Source organism: Mycolicibacterium insubricum, assembly GCF_010731615.1.
GTDB classification, from domain to species: Bacteria; Actinomycetota; Actinomycetes; order Mycobacteriales; family Mycobacteriaceae; genus Mycobacterium; species Mycobacterium insubricum.
The window spans coordinates 1,926,612-1,949,976 of sequence record NZ_AP022618.1 but is presented as its reverse complement, the minus strand read 5'-3'; the positions used below and the strand labels follow the sequence as shown (position 1 = coordinate 1,949,976).

Below are 23,365 nucleotides of genomic sequence, written 5' to 3'. Positions count from 1 at the left end.
CCGCCGAAATCTCGGCGTCAGGTCTGAATCAACGGAGATGCCGGGATCAGAACACCACGGTCTGGTTGTGGTGGCGCACGATGCGGTCCTGGCAGTGCCACAGCACCGCGCGGGAGAGCACCGCGCGTTCGACGTCGGCGCCCAGGCGCACCAGGTCGGGCACGGTGTGGTTGTGGTTGACCCGCACCACGTCCTGCTCGATGATCGGCCCGTCGTCGAGCACCTCGGTGACGTAGTGTGCGGTCGCCCCGACCAGTTTCACCCCGCGTTCCTTGGCCTGGTGGTACGGCGCCGCGCCGATGAACGCCGGCAGGAACGAGTGGTGGATGTTGATCAGCGGGCAGCCGATCTGCGCAAGGAAATCCGGGGTGATGATCTGCATGTAGCGGGCCAGCACCACCAGATCCACGTTTCCGCGCAGTAATTCGAGCTGCCGGCGCTCGGCTTCGGCGCGGGTGTCCCGGGTGGCCGGAATATGCACGAACGGCACGCCGAACGGGCGGACCTGATCGGCCAGGTCGGGGTGGTTGGAGATCACCATCACCACCGACATGTCGAGTTCGCCGCGCCGGTTGCGCCACAACAGGTCCAGCAGGCAGTGGTCGGTCTTGGAGGCCATGATGGCCACTCTCTTGGGTTTGGCCGCATCGGTGAACCGGTGGTCGATCTCGAACTCCGCACCGACCGTCGCGGCGAACTCGGCGTCCATCGGATCCAGCGCCGCCGCCAGCCCCGGAAGGTGGAAGATGGTGCGCTGCAGGAACGTTCCGCCCTCGGCCTCGGTGGAGTGCTGATCCAGTGAGACGATATTCGCCCCCCAGCGGGTCAGGAAGGTGCTGACCGCCGCGACGATCCCCGGCCGGTCCGGGCAGCGCAGCAGCAGCCGACCGATATCGGCGTCGGTGTTCGGCATCTGGCCCTCTCCAGCGTCCCGGCGGCTCCGAGACGCGGACTCCATTGTGGACCGCGCCACCGATCAGGGCGCACCCACCCCGAGCGCCGCCGTGCTCAGCGCTTGAAACGTCCGGCGAACCCGCGCAACGGCAGGTCGTTGCTGGTGATGATGCCGGGAGCTGCGGCCACCACCGACGGGATGGCGTACAGCGCGGGCATTCCGGTGACGGTCATCCCGATCGAGGCGAATGCGGCGGGGTCCGAGAGATCCACGCCCGCCTTGGGGAACACCATGTGCTTGTTGTAGATGCACGGGTCGCCGGTGATCCGGGTGATGTAGCAGCCCTTGATGTTCCAGCTGGGATCGGTGTGCGGGGTCATCTGCCACTCCAGGTGGGTTTCCACCCGCGCGACGCCGTCGACCATGCCCCGGTACTTGATGTAGTTGCCGCCGAGCGAGCCCTTGGGCAGGGTGTACCAGCCCAGGTCGACGTCGCGGGTGCAGGCGCCCAGTTCGTACTCGAATCGCACCTCGTCGAGTTCCAGGTCGAACGCGTCGGCCATCATCAGCACGCTGTCGGCGAACACCCGGGTGAACTTCTCCAGCTTGCCGGGGATCTCCGGGTCGTCGACGGGCTGTCCGTAGCCGACCTCGACCCAGGTGTCGCGGGAGTGATGGCAGGAGACGTCGACGGATTCGATGGTGGTGACGTTCTCGATCTCGGCGACGTCGGCCGAGCACACGACGCCCAGGATCTGGTTGAGGCCGGGGTTCATGCCGGTGCCGTAGAAGGTGGATCCTCCCTTGCGGCACGCCTCGGTGAGCAGGTCCGACACCGGCCGCCCGGACGGGTGCGGGTGGTTGTGGTCGCGGTGCCAGCCGGTGATCCAGTCCGCGGTGGTGACGATGTTGATGCCGGCTTCGAGCACCGCCACGTAGAGGTCCTCGTCGGGGAAGACGCCGTGGAAGGTCAGCACGTCGGGCTTGGCGGCGATGATCTCCTCGACGGTTCCGGTGGCCCGGACGCCGTTGGGCGCCAACCCGACCAGTTCACCGCTGTCCCGGCCGATCTTCTCCGGCGTGTAGCAGTGCACGCCGACGAGTTCCAGATCCGGGTCGCCGGCGATCCGTTTGATCATCTCCGAACCCAGATTGCCGGTGGCGACCTGGAACACCCGGATCGGTTTGCTCATTGCGGTGGCCTTTCTCGAAAAGTTCGCGCCGGATCACGCCGGCTGATGGTCGGGATAGAACTGCTTGGCCCAGCTGCGGATAGCGGTGAACCCGGCGTTTTCGGACTGGGTCAGCGCCGGCGGGTCCGAATAGCGCTGGTACGACCAGATTTCGATGTCCTGGCGGAACTGGCGGATGATCTCTGCGCCGAATTCCTCGGCCTTGACCGCGGCGCGTTCGGGATTGCGGACCTCGGCGCGCGGGCGGCCGATGTAGACGCTGAACCGGACGTCGGAGACGAACTCGTCGACCGGGGTGATGCAGGAGATGGTGCGGTTGTCGATCATCCCCCAGCTCTTGGTGACGGCGATGCCGAGTCCGCCGTTGATGGCCTGCACCCCGCTGGTCACATCCTCGATCCGCTGGCCGTCGTCACCGGTGAACGTGATGGTGAAGTCGACGAAGGACACCGGCTCGGCGAAGTCGTGGCGGGTGAAGATCGGGTTGATCGGGGTGCCGTGCACGTATTTGAAGTGGGCGACGTCGACCCCGTTTTCCAGCACGTACTGCGGGTGCATGGACTTCGCCGGTTCGAACAGCCGCTGCTGCGGGTAGTAGTCGTCGGCGCAGGAGCCGTCCTCGAAGCCGGCGAACACGTCGGGGGCGTCGAAAAACGGTGCGCGGCCCGCCTCGTCGTGCCAGATGTAGACCGAGGCGTTGCGTTCGAGGACCGGGTAGGTGGTGATCCGGCGGCCCCGGTTGGGCCGGTCCTCGTACGGGATGCAGACATTGCGGCCCTCGCAATTCCACTGCCAGCCGTGGAACGGGCACTGCAGTACCTCGCCGATCACGGTGCCGCCGTGGCCGAGGTGGGCGCCGAGGTGTTCGCAGTAGGCGTTCATCACGGTCAGCGCCCCGGACTCGGACCGCCAGGCCACCAGGTCCTGGCCGAAGTAGGTCATCGTGTGGACCCCGCCGATGGCGATCTCGTCGGACCATGCGACCTGGAACCAGCCCGTCGGTTTCATCGACAGTGGCGGTTTCGGCATGGGGTGAACCTTTCTGCCAACGCGGGGCGTGCGCGTGGTTGTCCACGTCGGATGCTAGCCGCAAACATGGACAACTGTATGAAAATCTGTCCACTCAACACGGCATCCAAACGCGCCCAACTTCTGCGATCGTCTCGTGACACGAGGATCTCTGCAGGTAATGCAGGGTTTCTCCGGTCCGTCTTGTTACCGTGACCACGACATCCTATCCTGGACTAGTGTCCAGAATCAGGCCGGGCGGTATGCGCTGCGCGACCCGGTTCACCGATGTGGACGCACCGCGACTCGACCGAGAAATGAGCTGAGATGGATTTTGGGCTTGTCCTGTTCACCAGTGACCGCGGGATCACCCCGGCCGCGGCCGCGACACTGGCCGAGACCAACGGGTTCTCCTCGTTCTACGTGCCCGAGCACACCCACATCCCGGTCAAGCGCGAGGCCGCACATCCCACCACCGGGGATTCCTCGCTGCCCGACGACCGGTACATGCGGACCCTCGATCCGTGGGTGGCGCTGGCCACCGCCGCGGCGGTGACCTCTCGCATCCGGCTGGCCACCGCGGTGGCGCTGCCCGTCGAGCACGACCCGATCACCCTGGCCAAGACGCTGGCCACCCTCGATCACCTGTCCGGCGGGCGGGTCACCCTCGGCGTCGGATTCGGCTGGAACACCGACGAACTGGCCGACCACCATGTGCCGGCCGGCCGCCGTCGCACCGTGCTGCGGGAGTACCTGGAGGCCATGAACGCGCTGTGGACGCAGGAGGAGGCCGAGTACCGCGGCGAGTTCGTCGACTTCGGGCCGTCGTGGGCGTGGCCCAAGCCCGCGCAGTCCCATATCCCGGTGCTCGTGGGCGCGGGGGCGACGGAGAAGACCTGCGCGTGGATCGCCCGGTACGCCGACGGCTGGATCACCACTCCGCGCGACTTCAACCTCGACGAGCCGGTCAAACGCCTGCAGGACGCCTGGGCGGCGCAGGGCCGCGAGGGCGCCCCGACCATCGTCGCGCTGGACTACCGCCCCGACCCGGAGAAACTGGCGCACTGGAAGGAACTCGGAGTCACCGAGGTGCTCTACGGCTTCCCGGACAAGCCCGAGGAGGAGATCCCCGGCTACATCGCGCACCTGGCCGGAAAGCTCGCGGCGCTGGAACTCTGACCGGCGGTGTCCGTGGACGAACTGACGCTCGATCTGCCGCAGCTGAGCGTGCGGGCGCTGGCCTGGGGCCCGCCCGATGGCCGGTTGGCGCTGTGTCTGCACGGGTTCCCCGACAGCGCATGGGGCTGGCGGCTACTGGCGCCGCGGCTGGCCGATCGCGGTTTCCGGGTGATCGCCCCGTTTACCCGCGGCTACGCGCCCACCGGGGTGCCCGCCGACGCCGACTACGGGATCGGCGCGCTGATGTACGACGCGCTGGCCGTGCACCGGCATTTCGGCAGTCCCGCCGACGCCGTCCTGATCGGCCACGACTGGGGTGCCATTACCACCAACGCACTGGCGGCGACGCCGAATTTCCCTTTCGCGGCGTGTGTTTCGATGTCGGTCCCGCCGATGGCTACGATCCGGGCGTTCCGCAACGGCATCGCGAACGGGCTGATGATGGGGCTGCGTCAGCTGCGGATGAGCTGGTATATCCAGTACTTCCAGCTGCCGGGCCTGCCCGAACGGACCCTGGGGCGGGTGATCCCGCGGCTTTGGCGTGACTGGGGCCCGCCGGGGACCGATGCCGGCGCCGACGATATCGACGTCGCCAACGCCCTGGCCGCGCTGCCCAGCCCGGTGCACCGCCGGGCGGCGGTGGGCTACTACCGGGCGATGGTCCGCAACCGCCGGCCCGACCCGCGTTACGCCGAACTGCATGCCCACCGCTTCGGCGCCCCGCGGATCCCGATCCTGTATCTGCAGGGTGCCCAGGACGGGGCGATTCAGGTCGGCTACTCCGACGGGCTGGCGGCGGACCTGCCGGCCGGCAGCCGAGTGCGGGTGATCGACGGTGCGGGGCATTTTCTGCAGCTCGACGCGCCCGAGGCGGTGTGCGCCGCGGTGCTGGACTACCTGGAAACGCCGGACCCCGGCACAGCTGGAAACGACAGCCCGTAGGGTGCCCTAAGAGCACGGACAGCCATTTCGAGAGTGAGGCCAACGATGACCGGTGAAATTCGCGACGCCGACGGACTGCGGCTGCTGGTTGTGGGGGCCTCCTCGGGCATCGGTCGCGCGGTGGCCCAGAACGCCGCCGCGCGCGGCGCGAAGGTCGCCGTCGCCGCCCGTCGCACCGAATTGCTGACCGAACTGGCCGCCGAGATCGGCGGGGTGTCCTTCGACCTCGACGTCGAGGAGACCGCAGCGATCAACCGGGTGGTGCCCGCCGTCGTCGAGGCGCTCGGCGGCCTGGACGCGGTGGTGTTCACCAGCACCGTCGTGCCGTTCGCCCATATCGAGGACACCGAGGCCGCGACCTGGATGCACGCGTACACGGTGAACACCATCGGTGCCAGCAGTGTGCTGCGCGCCGCCCGCGAACACCTGAGCGAAGACGGTGTCGTCCTGGTCGCCTCCAGCCAGATGGTGGGCCGCCCGCGCGCCGGCGTCGCCGCCTACGACGCCAGCAAGGCCGCGCTCGACGAGGTGCTGCGGTCCTGGCGCAACGAGCATCCGGACATGGCGATCATCCGGGTCGGCATAGGTCCCACCGAGGGCACCGAGATCCTGCGCGGCGCCGACCGCGAACTGCTCGACGAATTGTTCGTGCAGTGGACGGCCCACGGCCAGCTGCCCAAGAAGATGTCCGAGCTCGACGACGTGGCCGCCACCCTGGTCTCGCTGGTGACGATGGCCCGCGCCAACTCCTCCGTGGTGCCCGAGTCGGTGCAGCTGGCCCCGCGAATCCCGCGGGGAATGCTGAAGGACTGAGTCAGTCCTGCCCGGCCGCCCAGGCGGTGGCCTCGTCGAGCTGATCGACATCGAACAACCGGGCGTGCCCGCCCATGATCGGGCGGAAGATCGCGACCGAGCGCCGCAGCCAGTCGTGATTGGTGACGACGGCGACGCGGCCCCACACGCGCGGGTCGCGCAGGCCCAGTTTGGCGTCCTCCCACAGTCCGCCGAGGCTGTAGTGGTCGAACTCGTCGCCGACGAGGTAGACCATGTTGACCTTCTCGCCGGTGGCCGCCCGCGCATCGACGGCCGGGTCCAGGACGCTGGTGTAGTCGGCGGGTTCAATGGTGCCGACGGCCCGCAGGCCGATGACGCCGTCGGGCATGTTCGGGAGTGGTTCCAGCATGACTCTCACGGTACGCGCAAATTCCGCGAGCTCAGCAGAATTCGAGGTTGATGTCCCAATACCCTTGGGGCTCAGCGGGAACCGAGCGGTAGCCGTTCGGCGGATCGGGACCCAGATTCCACCACACCTGAAACGGGCCACCCAGGCTCGGGGCGTCATCGACGATCCGACCGGATCCGCCGCCGCCGTAGGGATACCCGGGATCCCAGTCAATGCGCTGAAAGTGCGGCGTCAGAGTCGGCGTGCAGCGGGATTGGACGTCGTCGTAGAGCGTCTCGATGATGTGGTCCAGATTCGACGTATCCGCCCCGGTGCCGGCGTGTGCGGCCGGCATCATCACCGCGACGGCGACCACTGCTGATGCCGTTGCCGTAGACAGGAATCCGAGCAACGACTGCTTCATGGCGATCACCCGTCTCAGGCGCGGCACCGTGCCGTGATCGGGCGAAGCTACGCCGCGAGGACGGCCGGCACGGGTGTTTGAGCTGACCTGCAGTAACCTGCCAGCAGAATGCCAGGACCGTGGCCCAGCCGACGCCAAACTATCGGGGGTCAGGGGTTCGAATCCCCTTAGCTCCACTGGTCGCCCGGCCCATTGCTCGCCGCGCTCACCGAGATCGACGCCAGGGTCGTTCCCGAACCCGCAGGCACACCGAGGTCGACGCCCGGGCGGCTCGAACGCAACCGGAACCGCCCTGGCGCCGATTCCGGCGGGGCGGCGAGCGGCCACCTACTGCGCGAGCGCTCCACCACGTACGCCTGCGCGGACCCTGTCCTGGGGAAACGCGGACACCACTGGCCACTCGTGCGCCAGGTGGACGCTCGCGCGGCGAGCCACCCGGCCGCGTCGAGGTGTTGCTGAAAACAGCAAACGCCCCGACCGCTTGAGAGGGCGCTTGAGAGGGCGGGAGTCCGCCTTGGGGCCGCCGCCCGTGCCCCTCATCGGCTGATCGAGACTTAGAACCGCTTCATCGAGATCTCCAGACCCCCCTGCCCCGGCACCGTGACCGACTGGAATGGGCCGCTCGGATCGCGAACCAACGACAGGTAGTCCCGGTAGTCCTTACGTCCATGGACCACCTCGTCGCACACCACCAGGGCGCCCGGCCGCAGCGCGGGTAGTACGCGCTCGAGTGCGGGCAGCGCCATCGGAATCCAGATGTCGATCAGCATGAAGTCGACTGGGCCGCCGACATTCCGCAACGACTCCCGCAGATCACCACCGCGCACGTCGACCAGGTCGGCCAGCCCGGCATCGGTGAGGTTGCGCTGTGCCGCAACGACCTTCGCCGCTTCGTGCTCGGTCCCGATCACCTGACCGCTGCCCCCAAAGGTGGCAATGTTGTCGCGCACCGCAGCGGCCAGGTAGATGGTCGACACACCGTACGAGGTGCCCGCTTCGACCACTCGGCGGGCCCCGATCGCGCGGCACAGCAGGTAACACAGCGCAGCCTTGGCCGGATCCAAGGCGACCAGCTTGTCCGCGAGCCATTCCCGGGAATCCGGCGATTGGGTGAAATCCCAACTTCCGGTACCGATTTTGCTGCGGACTGATCGAGCAACCAATGGCACCATCGCCGGGGGCAGTAGCTGGCGGCGGCTACGCGCGTGCAGTCGGTCGGCGACGGCGCGAGCTCGCGCGTCCAGCGGCGAAGTCGCATAGCGCTTCGGAATGTTCCCAAACATAGAGGTCAGGTGCCGATCAGTCATCAGGTGTGGTCGGAGAAACATTCTCATGGGGGTCTGCACCCCACGTGGTTGGCAGCAACGGCACTGCACCGGCACCGAAGGCGGCGTTTTCGCGCGAGACAAGACCTGCCGTGGTGATCGTCTTGGGAATGGTGCCGGCTGATCCGAGAGACCCAGAGCCGCGTAGCGACGCAGTGCTCTGGCGCCCTGGGGGTCTCTCGGGTTCGCCCACATGGGCGTCCACGGTGATGTTCATGTGCTGTGGGGCTGGGTCTTCCATTCGTGCACCACGTTTGCGTCGAGCCCGAGAGCGAGCCGATGCCGCTGTGGCTGCCGGCGCGGAGCATCCGGAGGCGGGAGCTGGTGCCTTGCCGCCCTCATCGAGCGTCGGTCCGAATCGACTAGCCGGCGGTTCCTCTGATGCCGCGTACACCAGGAAGAGCGGTGTGGTTGCCGCCGGGGCCGCCGGTGAAGGCGCCGGTGACGAGCTTGAGGTCGAAGGGCCAGAACCGGTGGAGTTTCCGGAACCAGTGGGTGCCGGCGCGAGCGCCGCCGTCGGCTGGGGACGGTCTGCCCGCACGGCGTCGCCGCGGATCGGCCGATCGGCATCGGCATCGGCGGGCGCCTCATCAGTCGCGGGATTCAGATACTGCTGCACTGCCATGACGAGTAGCGGCACGAGGATCGGCGTCGCGATTATCATCGCCCAAGCCAACCAGTATCCCTGCGAGACCACCAGGTAAACCAACACACCGAGTGTCAGCAGCAACGGCAGCCACGTAGCCAACGCGGCCACCGGATTGCGGATGAAATCCTCGATTACCTGGATTAAGGTGCCCAGTGGGTCGCGCAAGAAGGTCGTCAGTTGATCGGAGACGGTGTTGCTGCTGTCCAGCGCCGCGCCGGATTCCACAGCCAGAGCCTGAGCCGCGAGCGCCGACGACTCGGCGGCCGTCCGAGAAACCTCACCGGCCGGCGTCATTATCGGCGGAGACGGGGTCGTGGGCGCCATCGCCGCCACGGCAGCATCCGAAACCCCTTGGTAGAATTCCATTGTGGTGGACGCCTGCACCCACATACGCACATAGTCGGCCTCGTTGAGTGCGATTGGGATTGTATTGATCCCGAAGAAGTTCGTGCCGACCAACACACTGTGAATCGTGTGATTCGCCGCCAACTCGGGCAATGACGGCATGGTCGCCAACGCCGCGACATAGGCCGCTGCGACGGTCCCGTACCGAGCCGCCGTAATGGCGCTGTTTGCACTGGTCTCTGCCAGCCACGACAGGTAGGGCGCGTGTGCGTCGACGTATTGCTCGGCGCTGGGCCCCTCCCACGGGCCGGCCTGAACTTCGCCGAGGAGGGTTGTCAACTCGTCAGCCGCCGAGGCGTATTCGGTGCTCAACGACTGCCATGCCGCCGCGGCTGCGAGCAACGATCCCGGGCCCGGTCCAGTGGAGAGCAACGCCGAATGCACCTCCGGAGGAGATGCCATCCAGATCGGAGCGGTCATTGCTGCCGAGAATGCCGGCGCCGCAACGTCGTGCGGCAAGGGGAATTCAACGGGTTCGACGGCCTCGCCGTTCGAATCGCGTGCTCATGGCCCGTAGTCGTCATGGGTCCAGCCTGACCCGTATGTTCGTAGGCTGTCTTGAACGTTTCGGAACTCCTCGGCCAACCAGGTCGTCGGCGAAACACCGGCAAAACGGACGAACTGGCGGGTCAGGTGCGCCTGGTCGGCGTACCCGGCCTCCATTGCGATCCGAGCCAGATCCGCCGGTCCGCCACTGCGCCCCGCACCCGCGATCCGTCGGGTGGCGAACTCGAAGCGCATCAGCATCGCCACCGTCTTGGGAGTGTGGCCGACCTCGCGGTGGAACAACGTGGTCAGGTGCCGCGGACTTATCCCCACCTGACCCGCGACGACCCGGACCGGGATCTGGCCATGACTGTGCGCCAACAACTTCCAGGCGTAGGCCACTTCGGGCCGGACCGGGGCGGCACGCCGCGCACCCTGGAGGTAACGCGCAACCCGGGCGAATGCAAGTGGCCAGTTCTTCGCCTCGGTGACCTGCTCGTGCAGCCGGGAGACCGGCCGACCCAGCACCGCTGCAGCATCGAGAGACGCGGCATTGAGCTCCGCGGCCGGGACGCCGAACAGTGCCCGTGCAGCCAACGGATGTACGGCCAATTGCACGACACCTTGACCGCGGCCCTTCCGAACCCGACTGGCCTGCAGCTGCAAGCCAGCCAGCACGACGGGGATGGGCCTGGGTTCCGAAGGCATGTCGTTGACCTGTAGGCCGTCATCGAGGCTGACGATGAGAGTCAACCTCGAAGACGGCAGCCCGCGGTACACACCTTCAACCGAACGGTAACCGACCGCTGACACCACTCCTGGAACGGCGAAGGACGGTGCTACAGCAAAGTCCCAGTTCAGCTCGTCGGCCATGGCTGTCAGTGTAGGAGGACAGCTGGAGGTTGAGGGGCCTACCGAACCCCGGCACCTCGATGATCGCCGGGCAGACCACTGACGGACCTGCCGACCACAGCGAAGGCCCGTTGGTCGCTCCGTGACCCTCACAACATTCGGCAATGCCTGCGTGACGAGACGATCGGCAACGCTGTTCCGATTGCTTCAAGCGGCCCACGTCACCACGAAGGTACGTTCTCCCTATGTGGTTGGCCCACTTCACCGTTGTCGCACTGCCACTACTGCTGATTCCCACAGCAGCTCTGCTCGCCTGCGCCAGGTGGGGCATGGCCGGACTCTCTCATGGACTCCCCGATGATGTGAAAGCTCTGGTGCCCGAATTCACCGCCACGGAGCGCCACCGCGGGACCATCTTCTCCGCTATCTTTCTGATCGCGCTGATCCTGGCGGTCTTTCTCGCCACGTACACCTGGATCGACGGGGTTCACGCCACCGGCTTCTTACAGGCGTTCGGGATGGCGTTCGCAACGCTCTTCGCATTCTGCCTGATCGACCTGGTGATCATTGACTGGGGCTTGGTGTGCTGGTTGCGACCGTCCTGGATCGTCGTCCGCGGCACCGAACAAGCCGAAGGGTGGGGTGACTACATGTTCCATGTACGAGAGCAATTGAGCCCGAAGGGCTTGGCAGCCATGTTCGGAATACCCGTGGTGGTCGCCGCTGCCGCCACCGCGCTGCGCCTCCTGTCCTAGACCCGCAACGATGTGCGGACGGATCTGCGCATTCTCGAGCACCAGACCGACGGCAGTTCGTGCACCTGAGTGAATGCTCGGCTATGCGGGCTGTGTCGAGCTACAAGTCACGTACCGCTGCGGCAAAAACCCGCCCGTTCCACTTCGCCGAATGGGATGGCCATGCGGAGGACGCGAGAGTTGAGTATCACTTTGCCCAATGGCATGGCCGACGCCCGGAGAGAGCGAGTCCGCTCAGGCGCCTACGCCAGCGAAAGCGAGGTGATCCGCGACGGTCTACGCGCACCATTCGCCCGAGACCGGGCCGTCGAAACGTGGCTCCGCGAGGAAGTCGCCACCGCCTACGATGCGCTGGTCGCCGATCCGAGCGATACCGCAGCCGCCGATGACGTTCGCGCTCGTCTGACGGCAAGGCACGCCGAGCGCCAGTGACGCGGATACCGCGTGGGCTGATGGACTCGCCGAGATTGACGGCTGGGATGTTTCGCCGCGGCTAGCTCACCGAGATCGACGCCCGGGCGGCCTCGAACGCAAACCGAACAGCCCGCACGTCGATTTCGGCGAGGCGGCGAGCCACCCAGCCACGTCGAGGTGTTGCTAAAAACAGAAAACACCCCTCCGGTTTTCCCGGAAAGGGTGCTTGAACTGCGGTTATTCTTGTGGAGCTAAGGGGATTCGAACCCCTGACCCCCACACTGCCAGTGTGGTGCGCTACCAACTGCGCCATAGCCCCTTGCGATCACCGAAACTACACCACAACCACGGGTTGCTTCAAAACGACTGGTCAGGGAACCTCACCGGCACACTCGGGGCCCAGCGGCCGGGCCGGGGTGTGTGACGGGACGGCGGCGCGGCCGCGGGTCTCCGGGGCCAGCACCCAGCCACCGGCCGCCGTGAGCAGGATCGCGGCGCTGATCACGAACGCCCAGGAGAACGAGGCGTGCTGGGCGATCAGACCGACGGCCGACGTCCCGATGATCGACCCGAGGTCGGCCGACATCTGGAACGCCGCCACGGCGGTCCCGCCGCGGGCCTCGTTGCCGATCACGTCGGCGACGGCAGCCTGCTGGGGTGAGCTGAACATGCCGGTGGCGAAACCGGCCAGCAAGGCGGTGACCAGGAAGAACACCAGTCCGTTCGACAGCCCGACGGCCGCGGTGGCCAGCCCGGCGGCGGCCAGGCCCACGATCAGCAACACACGCCGCCCCACCCGGTCCGAGAGCCGCCCGCTGGGGATGACGGCGGCCACGTTGCCGACGGCGAACGTCGCCAGCGCCACCCCGGCGATGCGGGTATCCCGGCCCAGCACATCGACGACGAACAGCGGTACCAGCGCCACCCGCAGTCCGAAGGCCGACCATCCGGTGGCGAAGTTGGACAGCAGCGCCGCGCGGTAGGCGCCGCTGTGCAGCACCGTCCCGATGCTGACGGTGGCGGTTGCCTCGGTCGCCGGTTCGGCCAGCGACGAGTGCCGCAGCGCCACGAACACCACCGTCGCCGCGATGAACAGCGCGCCGCCGTAGATCAGGAACGGGGCAGAGAGCCCGAGCCCGGCCGTCAGGCTGCCCAGCATCGGCCCGCCGACCGAGCCGATCAGGAACGCCGAGGAGAACATGCCGGCCACCCGGCCACGGGCATCGGGCGGGCTGACCCGGATCATCAGCCCGAGCGCGGAGATGAAGAACATGGTCGAGCCGATCCCGCCGAGCGCCCGGAACAGCAGCAGCTGCCCGTAGTTGTGGGCGAAGGCGCACGCGGCTGTCGAGGCCGCCACGATGAGCAGGCCGCTGACGTAGACGTGGCGCTCCCCCAGCCGCTGGACCAGCTCACCGGCGGCGGGGGCGAAGATCAGCCGCATCAGGGCGAACGCGGTGATGATGAACGTCGCCGCGCTCACCGACACGCCGAAGTGCCGGGCGTAGTCGGGCAGCACCGGTGCCACCACGCCGTAGCCGAGGGCGATGACGGCATTGGCGGAGATCAGCACCCACACCTCGGCGGGCAGCTTGTGCGCCTGCTCGTCGCGGGTGTCGGTGCTCACCCGATGACTGTATTGACCACCTCGCGCGCGGCCTCCTGCACCCGGGCCAAATGGTCGGCACCCAGGAACGACTCGGCGTAGATCTTGTACACGTCCTCGGTTCCCGACGGCCGGGCGGCGAACCACGCGTTCTCGGTGGTGACCTTCAGCCCGCCCAGCGGCGCGCCGTTGCCCGGCGCCGCGGTGAGTTTGGCGGTGATCGGCTCACCGGCCAGCTCGGTGGCGCCGACCTGCTCGGCGGACAGCTTCGACAGGCGCGCCTTCTGCTCGCGGTCGGCCGGGGCGTCGATGCGGGCATACGCCGGGTCGCCGTAGGTCGCGGTCAGCTCGGTGTAGCGCTGCGACGGGGTCTTGCCGGTCACCGCCAGGATCTCCGAGGCCAACAGCGCCAGGATGATGCCGTCCTTGTCGGTGGTCCACGTCGTGCCGTCGGTCCGCAGGAACGACGCGCCGGCGGACTCCTCACCACCGAATCCGATTGTGCCCGTGGACAGCCCGTCGACAAACCATTTGAATCCGACGGGCACCTCCAGCAGGGGCCGCCCCATCCCCGCGACCACCCGGTCGATGATGGAACTGCTGACGGCGGTCTTTCCGACGGCCACTCCCGGCGCCCAGTTCGGCCGGTGCGAGTACAGGTAGTCGATCGCCACGGCCAGATAGTGATTGGGGTTCATCAGGCCGCCGTCGGGGGTGACGATGCCGTGCCGGTCGGAGTCGGCGTCGTTGCCGGTGGCGATCTGATAGTCGGCGTCGCCGTCCTGCAGCTTGTGGATCAGCCCGGCCATCGCGTTGGGTGAGCTGCAGTCCATCCGGATCTTGCCGTCGGTGTCCAGGGTCATGAACCGCCAGGTGGCGTCCACCAGCGGATTGACCACCGTGAGGTCGAGGTTGTGCCGTTCGGCGATCGCCGCCCAGTAGTCCACGCTGGCCCCGCCGAGCGGATCGGCGCCGATCCGCACCCCTTCGGCCCGGATCGCTTGCAGGTCAACGACATTGGGCAGGTCGGCGACGTAGGCGTCGAGGTAGTCGTGGCGCTGGGCCAGAGCGCGCGCCCGGGCCAGCGGGATCCGTTTCACCTCGCGCAGGCCGTCGCGCAGAATCTCGTTGGCGCGCTTGGCGATCGCCGAGGTGGCGTCGGTGTCGGCCGGGCCGCCGTTGGGCGGGTTGTATTTGAACCCGCCGTCGCGGGGCGGATTGTGCGAGGGGGTGACGACGATCCCGTCGGCCAGGTCGGAATCGCGGCCGCGGTTGAACGCGACGATGGCGTGGCTGACGGCCGGGGTGGGCGTGTACCGGTCGGCGCCGTCGATCATCACCACGACGTCGTTGGCGGCCAGCACCTCCAGCGCCGAGGTCCAGGCCGGTTCGGACAGTCCGTGGGTGTCGCGGCCCAGAAACAGCGGCCCGGTGATGCCGCGCCCGGTGCGATACTCCACGATCGCCTGGGTGGTGGCCAGAATGTGCGCCTCGTTGAAGGCGCCGTCGAAGCTGGAGCCGCGGTGCCCCGAGGTGCCGAAGGTCACCTGCTGGGCGACGTCGTCGGGGTCGGGGATCACCGCGTAGTAGGCCGTCACCAACCCGGCGATATCGATGAGGTCTTCGGGGCGGGCCGCGGTGCCGGCGCGAGGGTTGGCTGCCATGGCCGCCATTGTGCCCGTGCGCCGCGGGGTTGTCCCCGCCTACCCGCGAGATGCCGGCGCGAGTCCGCCCGGGGCATACTCGTTCGGTGTTCGGTCACGACGGTCGCGAGCTGGCGGCGGTGTTCGCCGGCGGCGCCGTCGGCACCCTGGCGCGCGCCGGTATCGCCGCGCTGGCCGTCACCGACCCGACCCGCTGGCCCTGGGGCACCTTCGCGGTGAACATCATCGGGGCGTTCCTACTGGGCTATTTCAGCACCCGCCTGCTGGAGCGCCTCCCCCAATCTGCCTACCGCCGACCGCTGCTGGGCACCGGGCTCTGCGGCGGGCTGACGACGTTCTCCACCATGCAGGTGGAGATCCTGCGGATGCTGCAGGCCCACGCGTATCCGCTGGCCGCCGGCTATCTGACGGCGAGCCTGGTCTGCGGGTTCGCCGCCGTGCACATCGCCACCGCGCTGGTTCGGCGGGCCCGGATATGACGGTGCTGCTGTGGACGGGCGTCGCGGTGATCGGCGGCGTGGGCTCGGTGCTGCGGTTCGTCGTCGACCGCGCAGTGGCGGCCCGGGCTTCGGGATCGTTTCCACTGGGCACCCTGGTGGTCAACCTGTCCGGCGCGATCCTGCTGGGGCTGGTCAGCGGCCTGACACTGAGTAACGTCCTCGGCCACGACGCTGCGTTTCTGGCCGGCACAGCGTTCGTCGGGGCCTACACCACGTTCTCCACCTGGATGTATGAAACCCACCGGCTGGCCGAGGAGCGCCAGTTCCGGCCCGCCGTCGCCAATATCGTGGTGTCGGTACTGGCCGGCGTCGCGGCCGCGGCCCTGGGCAGTGCGGTGGCAGGCTGGCTGTCATGACCGAGATCCACAAGCTCAGTGCGTATCTGGCCGAGCGGGAACGGCACGGCTGCCGGTTCCTCACCGAGGAGATCCTCGAGCTGTTCGAGCGCCGCCGGGTCGCCGCCAGCGTGGCGCTGCGCGGCATCACCAGCTTCGGGCCGCGCAACGTCATCCGCACCGACGAGTTGTTGAGCAGCTCCGAGGACCTGCCCGTCGTGCTCACCGCCGTCGACGAGGCCGCCACCATCGCCGCACTGGCCGGCGAGGTCGCGGACCGGGTGACCCGCGGCCTGCTGACCGTCGAGCGGGCCCGGGTGGCGACCAACGGCGAGCTGCCGGCCACCGCCGCCGAGACGGTGCTGATGACCCTGCTGTTGACCCGGCGCCAACGCGCCGACGGCGTCCCGGCGCACATCGCCGCGACATCGGTGCTGCACCGACTGGGTTTCATGGGCGCCGTCTGTTTTCTCGGCGTCGACGGCACGATCGCCGGGACGCGGCATCGGGCCCGGTTCTTCAGCGCGAACACCGACGTCCCGATGCTGGTGACGGCGATCGGCAGCCGCAGCCAGGTCGGCGACGCGGTGGCCGAGCTGCGCGGTCTCACCGACCGGCCGCTGATCGAACGGGTCCAGGTGTGCAAGCGTGACGGCCGGCTGCTGGCCCGTCCGCACGCGTTGCCCGGCACCGACGCCGACGGGCTGGAGTTGCGTCAGAAGCTCGTCGTCTACAGCGACGAGGACGCCCGCCACGACGGCGTGCCGATCCATCGCGCGCTGGTGGCGCGGTTGCGGTCCGCCGGTGCGGCCGGCGCGACGGTGCTGCGCGGGGTGTGGGGGTTCGTCGGCGACCAGCCGCCGCACGGGGACCGGTTGTTGCGGCTCACCCGCCGTGTTCCGGTCGCGACAGTCATCATCGACACCCCGGCCGGCATCGCCGAGCACTTCGGCATCGTCGACGCCGTCACCGCCGAGCACGGCCTGGTGACCAGCGAGATGCTGCCCGCCGCGCTGCTGCGCGACGGAACGCACTGCCGCGGAGGGCTTTCCCTGGGCCGGCACCGGTACTGACCGGCGCCGGCCGGTGGGTCAGGGGCGGTCGGCCAGCACCGTCAGCAGGACGGCGGAGTCCTCCAGCGCGTCGAGGGAGTGCCGCGCATCGGGGATGATCAGCAGATCCCCCGCGACACCTTCGGCGGAGTCCTCCCCGGCGGACAGCCGCACCCGGCCGCGCAGCACCTGCAGGGTGGCCTCACCGGGGCTTTCGTGTTCGGCCAAGCCGGTGCCCCCGGTCAGCGCGATCACCGTCTGGCGCAGGAAATGCCCGACCCCGCCATGCACGGTGTGGGCGGCGCGGCCACTGTGGGCCTCGCGGGCGAGACCCAGTTGCTCGTCGGCAACGGAATTCAGCGATACCGATTCCATGAAGTGCTCCTATTCATTTGGCAAACCCATGCTATGCCCGCCGCCCCGGCGGGCCATGATGGTGGGTATGGATGAGGATCCGGTGGCGGTGCTGCGGCGCTGGGAGGACTCCGGCGCCCACTGGCAGGTGGTCGGCCGGTCGGCATCGACTGTGACGGTCGCGCTGCTGCGCTGCGACGGCGGCGAGGAGGTCGACCGCATCGTGTCCGGTGATCCGGGGCTGCTGGCGTTCCTGCGGGAGCGCGGCGAATGAGTCTGCGCAGTACCGCGATCCCGCTGGCCGCGTTGCTGGTGTCCGGGTGTGGAGCACCGCATCCGGCGCCGACGGACACCACGACGGCGGACACCGTGACGACGAGCGCCACCGCGACGACGACCACCGAGGCGGCCGTCGTCTCCCCCACCGCGGCGCCGGCGCGCCCGGCGCGGTGGGTCGATCTGCAGGCCGGTGACTGCCTGGCCGATCCACCGCCGGAGGATCCCAGCGTCGTGTATGTGACCGTGGTGGACTGCGCGACACCGCATTCCGCGCAGGTGTTCCACCGCGGCGGGCTGCGGGTGAACACCGCGCTGGCCGATGTCGCCCGCACCGAATGCGACGCCGGGCTGAGAACCTTCACCGGTCAGGGCTCGTCGGGCCGGTACGCCGTGACGTTCCTGATCGATTCCAAACAGGACCGCACCGACAACAATCCGATTCCCAGCGACGTGATCTGCGTGCTGACCGATCCGGGCGGCGCGAAACTGACCGGCTCGGCCGGCCACTGACCCGGCGACTATCCGGCTGCTATCCGGCGATGGCGGCCAGCAGCGCGGTCTTGATCCGCTCCCATTCGCGCTGCGGGTCGGTGCCCTTGAGGATCTCGATGGTCAGCAGCGCGATCCCACGGTCGCGCCCCGCCCAGGAGCCCAGCGAACCCGGCGTCGGCGCAAACGAACTCGAGTCCTGCACCTTGAGACCGGTTGCCGCGCTGAACCGTTCGGCGATCTCCCGCGCCGGCCCGTCGAAGTTGATGAACTCGTCGCCCGACCAGGCGTGCGAGACGACCACCAGCGCCGGATTCACCTCGTCGATCAGTGCCTTGACCGCACGGGATTCGGGCTGGCTGAGCGGGCTGCCGCCGTATGCGGCGGTGCCGGTGTCGAAGTTCTTCGCCGGGAAGTTGCGGTTGACGTCGACGCCGTCGGCATTGCCGCGGGAACCGGCGGCCCGGCCGTCGGGGTTGGCGTCCTCCAAGATGGTGAGGGTGACCGTGTCGGCCAGTCCGTCGGCGAGGAAGGCGGCCGGCAACTGCGCGGTGGTGTAGGCGCCCTCGTCCTCGTCGCCGTGGATACCGCCGATGAACAGCACCTTCCGCGGCCCGTGGCCCAGGGTCAGCGCGCGCAGCGGGCGACCCTGCACCGAGGTGCCGACCTGGCGCCAGGCGTTGACGTCATCGTTGGCCGCCTGCGCCGGCGGGGCGGGTTGGACCGGTGACGACGGGGTCGCCTCGGTCGCCGCGGGTTCGGTGGCGGTCGGTTCGGCGGACCCGTTGCTGTGGCAGCCGGCCAGCGCGACCACCAGCGCGGCCGCCACCGCCGTCGCACGGCGGGTCAGCACGACGGGACCGAGCCCACGCCGTCGAGGTACACCGAGGGCACGTAGGCACCGTTGGCCAGCCGGTACCACACGCTGCTGGACCCGTGGCCCTCGTTGCTGCGCAGGTCACCGCTGACCGAGCAGGACACCGTCACCACGTTGCCGTCCTGCAGGTCGCCCGGCACCAGCCGGCCGGCGGCGGTATACGGCGCGTTGCGCTGCTTGAGTCCGCAGGTACCGCCCTCGTCGCAGGTGCCCACGATCCGGCCGGTCAGCCCGACGGCCGGCGCCGCGGTGGTGGCGGGCGCGGTATACGCCGGCGGGGCCGCATAGGTCGGCGACCGGTAGCTGCTGGTCGGGGCCGCAGCGGTGCGGTCGGCGGTGTCCTGCGAGGAGCCGCCCAGCGACACGATCAGCACGACGATCCCGGCGATCGCCAGCAACGCCACCACGGCGACCGCCAGCAGCACCGGGGTCCGATTACCCGAACCGGACGCCGGGGCGGCCGTCTGCCATTGCCGCCCGTCGAAGTAGGCGCCGGGCGGCGGCTGCCAGTTCGGCGGCGCGGCAGGGCCGGGCGAAGACGGTGGATGGGTGAGCCGGTCGACGACGGACGGCTCCGGCGCCGCGGCGGCCGGGATCTGCGCCACCAGCACCGGGGGTTCCTCGTCCGACGGTCTGGGCAGCACCGTCGTCGCCGGCGCTTCCGGTGCCACGGGTGCCTCGCCCGGCGCGGCGATCGCGTCGGCCAGTGCCGCGGCGAACGCCCCGCAATTGGGGTAGCGATCGGCCGGTTTCTTGGCCAGCGCCCGGGCGAACACCGGATCCAGCGCGGCCAGCTGTGGGCGGGTCTTCGACAGCGGCGGCGGCGCGGCGTTGAGGTGGCGCCCGATGACCACTGCCGCGTTGGTGTCGCGGAACGGCGGCCGGCCGCACAGCAGCTGGTAGGCGGTCACCGCCAGCGCATACTGGTCGGCGCGCCCGTCCAGCTCCTCGCCGAGCAGCTGCTCAGGTGCGGTGTAGTCGACCGTCCCGATCGTCATGTTCGTCGCCGTCAGCCCGCTGGCCTCGCCGACCGCGCGGGCAATCCCGAAGTCGGTCAACAGGATTCGCCGATGCCTCGGGTCGGCGGCATCCCCGATCAGGATGTTGGCGGGCTTGACGTCGCGGTGCAGCAGCCCCTGGGAGTGCGCGTAGTCCAGCGCTGAGGCCACGCCGGTGACGATCGTCGCGACCATATCCGGGGGCATCCCGTCGGGATAGCTGCCGGCCAGTACGCCCGACGCGTCCTCGCCCTCGACGTAGTCCATCGAGATCCACAGTTGTCCGTCACATTCGCCGCGGTCGTGCACGCCGACGATGTGCGGGTGCCACAGCGTCGAGGCGAGGTCGGCCTCCTGCAGGAAGCGCTCCCGGAAGCTGGGGTCCACCGACACGTCGGCGGTCAGCAGCTTCAGCGCGTCGCGGCGCGGCAACCGCGGATGCTGCGCCAGGTACACCTCGCCCATCCCGCCGGCACCGAGTCGGCGCACCACCGTATAGCCGGCGAACTGCTGATCAACCCCCAATGGCATTCCCGGATGGTATCGGCAACCCCGGCCGGGCTGGACCGTGCGGTCGGTTCAGCCGCCGGGTGCAATCAGCACGGCTGCATCCCCGTCGCGATGACGTTGTCGAGGTACACCGAGTTCACGTAGGCGCCGTTGGACAGCCGGTACCAGAGCCGGCTGCTGCCGTCGCCCGGGTTGCTGCGCTCATCGCCGACGACGTGGCAGGCGAGGCTGACGACGGTGCCGTTGTGCAGGCCTTCGGGATGCAACCGGGGAGCGCTGGTGTAGGGCGCGTTGCGTTGCTGCAGTTCACACGGCTCGGTGCCACCGCACTCGACCGCCACCACCCCCGTCCAGGGATGCCGACCGGACGCCGTCGTCGGGGCGGCCGGTGGAACCGGAGCCTGGGCCGCGGTCGACGGCACCGGTGTCCGGGCCTCGGTCGGCGCGGCCGTCGACGTCGCCTCGCCCCGGTAGCGGCCGGTACCGAGCCCCTCGGGCAGCAGAGCCAGCACCAGCAGCACGGTCGCGATCACGATGAGCGGAACGCCGACCAGCATGGCCCACAGCAGCCTCTTGTTCGACGTGCCCTGCGCCGCCGGTGCCAACATCGTCGGCTGGGATCCTGCAGTCTCCCAGTAGCCGTCGTCGTCCTCGTCGGCGTCGGCCCGGTGCCGGCCCTGGGTACCGGTGGTCCTGGGGATCGGTCCGGACGCCGTGACGACGGCCCGCCCCACGGTGAATTCGCCGCTCTGCTCCGGCAGGCCGGACAGTGCCCGGGCGAACGCCGTGCAGTTCGGATACCGCGCGTCCCGGTCCTTGGCTAGGCCGCGAGCCACCACCTCATCCAGTTCGGCCAGTTCCGGACGCTGTTCGGACACCGGGGGCGGCTCGACGCTCAGGTGGCTGCCGATGACGACCGCGGCGTTCGAGTCAGCGAACAGCGGCTTGCCGGTCAGCAGGTGGTAGGCGGTCGCGGCCAGTGAGTACTGGTCGGACCGGCCGTCCAGGTGGTCGGCTGTCAGCTGCTCCGGCGAGGTGTAGTTGACGGTCCCGACAGTCATATTGGCTTCGGTCAGCCGGTGTTCCTCGCCCTCGACGCGGGCGATGCCGAAGTCGGTCAGCACCACCCGGTACTGGCCCTCGCCCAGGTCCCCGAGCAGGATGTTGGCCGGTTTGACGTCGCGGTGCAGCAGGCGCTGCCCGTGCGCGTAGTCCAGCGCCGCACCGATCGCCAGGGTGATCTCGGTGACCATCCACAGCGGCATCCCGTCGGGATAGTGGCGGGCCAGATACGCCCCGGCGTCGATGCCTTCGACGTACTCCATGGACACCCAGAGGGTGCCGTCCTCGGTCTCGCCGCGGTCGTGCACGCTGACGATGTGCGGATGTCCCAGCCCGGCGGCCATCTCTGCCTCGCGGAGGAACCGGACCCGGTAGTCATCGTCGGCGGAAATCTCGGGGTTCAGCACCTTCAGTGCGTCGAGTCGGGGCAACCGGGGATGCTGCGCCAGGTACACCTCGCCCATGCCGCCGCCGCCCAGTCGCCGTACCACGGTGAAGCCGGCAAACTCCTCGCCTTCGCCCAGGTGCACCCGACGATGGTACCCGCGGGCCGCGCGGCGTCCCCGGTGCAGGGACGGATCAGGGAATCGGGACGCCCGCCTTCAGCAGCCACAGACCGGCGACGGTGCCGTCGGGCCGGAACGTCACCCGGAACTCGCCGGGCGCATTGGCCATCGTCAACGGCACGCTGACCACCGTCAGATCGCCGCGGGCGACCTGCGTCGGATCACCGTGGGACTGGTAGGCGCCCAGCATGCTCTGATAACCCGCCCAGGAGACGGCCAGCTGGTCGGCTGACAGCGATTCGCGCATGGTCGAGTCGAACTCCGCGGTCACGTCCCCGGTGTCGCCGCGCACCAGCGCGTCGAGCAGCGCCACCGCATGCTGGGCGGCGTCCGGGCTGGGTTGGGTCGAATCGTCGTGGCGGGAACAGCCGGTCATGGTCGCCAGTAGCAGTGCGACGACGGCCACGACGCCGATCCGAGCGCGACAGACGTGTCCCATGGAAATCTCCGATCCGACGTTCGGCAGGCACGGAATGTGCGGTGTGTACGGACAGTATGACCGTTGCCGCACGAGGTGCCGGGTTCCCGTCCGACGGCACGTCAATGGCCCCCGGCGACGCCCTCGGACCGGTACGTTGCTGCCCATGGCGCAGAGCTGGAGCGCGGTGCTCACCGACCTCGTCCCGCTCGGGCTGGTCGTTGCACTGTCGCCGATCACGGTGATTCCGGCGGTGTTGGTCTTGCAGGCGCCGAGACCTCGACGGAGCGGCCTGGCGTTTCTCGCCGGCTGGGTGTCGGGGTTGGCCGCGGTGACCGCACTCAGCGCCGCCGGTGCGGGAGCACTCACCACCGAACGCGAGGGGCCGCCGGAATGGGCGGCCTGGATGCGGGTGATCCTCGGCACCGTCCTGATCCTGGTCGGTGTCTACCACTGGCTGACCCGCCGCCGGCACACCGATCCGCCCGGGTGGATGCGGTCCTTCGAAACGATCACGCCGCCCCGGGCGGCGATCACCGCCGTGGTCCTTGTGCTGGCGCGGCCCGACGTGCTGCTCATCTGCCTTCCGGCCGGGCTGGCGATCGGCACCAGCGGATTGCCCGGAGCCGGCGTCTGGATCGCGACGGCCTTCTTCGTCATGCTGGCGTCCGCCTCGGTCGCCCTCCCGATCCTCACCTACGCGGGCTTCGGACAGCGTCTCGACCGGACGCTGGCGCGGCTGAAAACCTGGATGGAGGCCAACAACGCCGCGCTGCTGGCGGTGTTGCTGCTGGTGCTCGGTGCGATGGTGCTCCATCACGGGATCGACGGGCTGCACGCCCGCCGGTGATGTCCACGGACTCGGCGACGGCCGCCACCGGTTTGGGTAGGCCGCTCCCCGTTGACGCCGGTGTCGAAAACAGGTCAACCCACCCGATCCGGGTGGGTTGACCTGCTGTTTTGTTG

General features: G+C 68.8%; 26 protein-coding genes and 1 tRNA gene. 11 read left to right on the top strand and 16 right to left on the bottom strand.

All coding sequences use genetic code 11. From position 1 onward, the window contains the following. Positions 1-46: 46 nt before the first annotated feature. Genes purU through G6N16_RS09320 form a run of 3 tightly spaced genes read right to left on the bottom strand, consistent with a single transcriptional unit; the run spans position 47 to position 3,117 of the window. Entirely contained in the window at positions 47-958 is a 912-nt protein-coding gene (gene purU / locus G6N16_RS09330; RefSeq protein WP_110810733.1) for a formyltetrahydrofolate deformylase, read from the bottom strand. 50 nt (positions 959-1,008) lie between these two features. Further along, a complete protein-coding gene (locus tag G6N16_RS09325; RefSeq protein WP_083029478.1) occupies positions 1,009-2,088 on the bottom strand; it encodes an NAD(P)H-dependent amine dehydrogenase family protein in 1,080 nt (359 codons plus the stop codon). Positions 2,089-2,121: 33 nt separating this feature from the next. Next, complete coding sequence (locus G6N16_RS09320; RefSeq protein WP_083029477.1) at positions 2,122-3,117, bottom strand: 3-ketosteroid-9-alpha-monooxygenase, oxygenase component; 996 nt, start codon at positions 3,115-3,117, stop codon at positions 2,122-2,124. Between the two features lie 306 nt (positions 3,118-3,423). On the opposite strand from G6N16_RS09320, the gene G6N16_RS09315 reads away from it, so the two are divergent. The 3 genes from G6N16_RS09315 to G6N16_RS09305 are packed head-to-tail and all read left to right on the top strand — an operon-like array spanning position 3,424 to position 6,030. Further along, positions 3,424-4,275 carry an LLM class F420-dependent oxidoreductase gene (locus G6N16_RS09315; protein WP_083029476.1) on the top strand — a complete coding sequence of 284 codons (852 nt, stop codon included), beginning with the start codon at positions 3,424-3,426 and terminating at the stop codon, positions 4,273-4,275. Between the two features lie 6 nt (positions 4,276-4,281). Next, on the top strand, positions 4,282-5,217 hold the full coding sequence (locus G6N16_RS09310) for an alpha/beta fold hydrolase (protein WP_083029475.1): 936 nt from the start codon (positions 4,282-4,284) through the stop codon (positions 5,215-5,217). Between the two features lie 45 nt (positions 5,218-5,262). Next, positions 5,263-6,030: an SDR family oxidoreductase gene (locus tag G6N16_RS09305; RefSeq protein ID WP_083029474.1), complete on the top strand. Its 768-nt coding sequence runs from the start codon at positions 5,263-5,265 to the stop codon at positions 6,028-6,030. A gap of 1 nt (position 6,031) precedes the next feature. Here G6N16_RS09305 and G6N16_RS09300 read toward each other — a convergent pair whose 3' ends face one another. The 5 genes from G6N16_RS09300 to G6N16_RS09280 all read right to left on the bottom strand — a co-directional run bounded on the left by G6N16_RS09300 (position 6,032) and on the right by G6N16_RS09280 (position 10,541). Then, positions 6,032-6,400, bottom strand: coding sequence for a SpoIIAA family protein (locus G6N16_RS09300; protein ID WP_163787843.1), 369 nt, complete (start codon positions 6,398-6,400; stop codon positions 6,032-6,034). Positions 6,401-6,431: 31 nt separating this feature from the next. Further along, positions 6,432-6,803 carry a hypothetical protein gene (locus G6N16_RS09295; protein WP_163787842.1) on the bottom strand — a complete coding sequence of 124 codons (372 nt, stop codon included), beginning with the start codon at positions 6,801-6,803 and terminating at the stop codon, positions 6,432-6,434. A 554-nt stretch (positions 6,804-7,357) separates the two neighbouring features. After that, positions 7,358-8,110, bottom strand: a complete 753-nt coding sequence (locus tag G6N16_RS09290) for an O-methyltransferase (protein WP_234805733.1) — start codon at positions 8,108-8,110, stop codon at positions 7,358-7,360. After that, positions 8,103-9,602, bottom strand: a complete 1,500-nt coding sequence (locus G6N16_RS09285) for a PPE family protein (RefSeq protein WP_083029472.1) — start codon at positions 9,600-9,602, stop codon at positions 8,103-8,105. Before G6N16_RS09285 ends, G6N16_RS09290 begins: the two co-directional genes overlap by 8 nt. An 84-nt stretch (positions 9,603-9,686) precedes the next feature. Further along, on the bottom strand, positions 9,687-10,541 hold the full coding sequence (locus tag G6N16_RS09280) for a helix-turn-helix domain-containing protein (RefSeq protein ID WP_083029471.1): 855 nt from the start codon (positions 10,539-10,541) through the stop codon (positions 9,687-9,689). A 224-nt stretch (positions 10,542-10,765) separates the two neighbouring features. Between G6N16_RS09280 and G6N16_RS09275 the strand changes: the two genes are divergently transcribed. Together G6N16_RS09275 and G6N16_RS09270 are read left to right on the top strand one after the other, a co-directional pair. After that, positions 10,766-11,275, top strand: coding sequence for a hypothetical protein (locus G6N16_RS09275; RefSeq protein ID WP_163787841.1), 510 nt, complete (start codon positions 10,766-10,768; stop codon positions 11,273-11,275). A 180-nt stretch (positions 11,276-11,455) separates the two neighbouring features. Further along, positions 11,456-11,707, top strand: coding sequence for a ribbon-helix-helix domain-containing protein (locus G6N16_RS09270; protein ID WP_234805732.1), 252 nt, complete (start codon positions 11,456-11,458; stop codon positions 11,705-11,707). Positions 11,708-11,935: 228 nt separating this feature from the next. Here the strand turns inward: G6N16_RS09270 and G6N16_RS09265 are convergent. The 3 genes from G6N16_RS09265 to pgm form a co-directional block, all read right to left on the bottom strand. Continuing rightward, positions 11,936-12,008, bottom strand: a tRNA-Ala gene (locus tag G6N16_RS09265). Positions 12,009-12,059: 51 nt separating this feature from the next. Further along, positions 12,060-13,316 carry an MFS transporter gene (locus G6N16_RS09260; RefSeq protein ID WP_083029469.1) on the bottom strand — a complete coding sequence of 419 codons (1,257 nt, stop codon included), beginning with the start codon at positions 13,314-13,316 and terminating at the stop codon, positions 12,060-12,062. Then, positions 13,313-14,959 carry a phosphoglucomutase (alpha-D-glucose-1,6-bisphosphate-dependent) gene (gene pgm / locus G6N16_RS09255; protein ID WP_083029468.1) on the bottom strand — a complete coding sequence of 549 codons (1,647 nt, stop codon included), beginning with the start codon at positions 14,957-14,959 and terminating at the stop codon, positions 13,313-13,315. The genes G6N16_RS09260 and pgm overlap by 4 nt, the downstream gene beginning before the upstream one ends. An 86-nt stretch (positions 14,960-15,045) precedes the next feature. On the opposite strand from pgm, the gene crcB (G6N16_RS09250) reads away from it, so the two are divergent. The 3 genes from crcB (G6N16_RS09250) to G6N16_RS09240 are packed head-to-tail and all read left to right on the top strand — an operon-like array spanning position 15,046 to position 16,867. Then, positions 15,046-15,438, top strand: a complete 393-nt coding sequence (gene crcB / locus G6N16_RS09250; RefSeq protein WP_110810732.1) for a fluoride efflux transporter CrcB — start codon at positions 15,046-15,048, stop codon at positions 15,436-15,438. Continuing rightward, entirely contained in the window at positions 15,435-15,815 is a 381-nt protein-coding gene (gene crcB, locus G6N16_RS09245; protein WP_083029466.1) for a fluoride efflux transporter CrcB, read from the top strand. Before crcB (G6N16_RS09250) ends, crcB (G6N16_RS09245) begins: the two co-directional genes overlap by 4 nt. Next, a complete protein-coding gene (locus G6N16_RS09240) occupies positions 15,812-16,867 on the top strand; it encodes a DUF190 domain-containing protein (RefSeq protein ID WP_083029465.1) in 1,056 nt (351 codons plus the stop codon). The genes crcB (G6N16_RS09245) and G6N16_RS09240 overlap by 4 nt, the downstream gene beginning before the upstream one ends. Positions 16,868-16,885: 18 nt before the next feature. On the opposite strand, the gene G6N16_RS09235 is transcribed toward G6N16_RS09240, so the two are convergent. Next, positions 16,886-17,221, bottom strand: coding sequence for a cupin domain-containing protein (locus G6N16_RS09235; protein WP_083029464.1), 336 nt, complete (start codon positions 17,219-17,221; stop codon positions 16,886-16,888). Between the two features lie 67 nt (positions 17,222-17,288). On the opposite strand from G6N16_RS09235, the gene G6N16_RS09230 reads away from it, so the two are divergent. Together G6N16_RS09230 and G6N16_RS09225 are read left to right on the top strand one after the other, a co-directional pair. Further along, positions 17,289-17,474 (top strand): hypothetical protein, encoded by a 186-nt coding sequence (locus G6N16_RS09230; RefSeq protein WP_083029554.1) that lies wholly within the window; start codon positions 17,289-17,291, stop codon positions 17,472-17,474. Beyond that, positions 17,471-17,989 carry a hypothetical protein gene (locus G6N16_RS09225; RefSeq protein ID WP_110810731.1) on the top strand — a complete coding sequence of 173 codons (519 nt, stop codon included), beginning with the start codon at positions 17,471-17,473 and terminating at the stop codon, positions 17,987-17,989. Before G6N16_RS09230 ends, G6N16_RS09225 begins: the two co-directional genes overlap by 4 nt. A 19-nt stretch (positions 17,990-18,008) precedes the next feature. Here G6N16_RS09225 and G6N16_RS09220 read toward each other — a convergent pair whose 3' ends face one another. From G6N16_RS09220 to G6N16_RS09205, 4 genes are all read right to left on the bottom strand, one after another. Beyond that, positions 18,009-18,821: a M14 family zinc carboxypeptidase gene (locus G6N16_RS09220; RefSeq protein WP_163787840.1), complete on the bottom strand. Its 813-nt coding sequence runs from the start codon at positions 18,819-18,821 to the stop codon at positions 18,009-18,011. Further along, entirely contained in the window at positions 18,815-20,374 is a 1,560-nt protein-coding gene (locus G6N16_RS22040) for a serine/threonine-protein kinase (protein ID WP_083029462.1), read from the bottom strand. The genes G6N16_RS09220 and G6N16_RS22040 overlap by 7 nt, the downstream gene beginning before the upstream one ends. A gap of 65 nt (positions 20,375-20,439) precedes the next feature. Continuing rightward, the gene (locus G6N16_RS21585) at positions 20,440-21,945 is read right to left on the bottom strand and encodes a serine/threonine-protein kinase (RefSeq protein WP_179961191.1); all 1,506 of its coding nucleotides are present in this window, start codon (positions 21,943-21,945) and stop codon (positions 20,440-20,442) included. A gap of 49 nt (positions 21,946-21,994) precedes the next feature. Further along, positions 21,995-22,420: a DUF3887 domain-containing protein gene (locus G6N16_RS09205; RefSeq protein ID WP_163787839.1), complete on the bottom strand. Its 426-nt coding sequence runs from the start codon at positions 22,418-22,420 to the stop codon at positions 21,995-21,997. Positions 22,421-22,565: 145 nt separating this feature from the next. Here G6N16_RS09205 and G6N16_RS09200 point away from each other — a divergent pair, with 145 nt between their 5' ends. Beyond that, positions 22,566-23,249 carry a GAP family protein gene (locus G6N16_RS09200; RefSeq protein ID WP_083029460.1) on the top strand — a complete coding sequence of 228 codons (684 nt, stop codon included), beginning with the start codon at positions 22,566-22,568 and terminating at the stop codon, positions 23,247-23,249. Positions 23,250-23,365 lie beyond the last annotated feature (116 nt).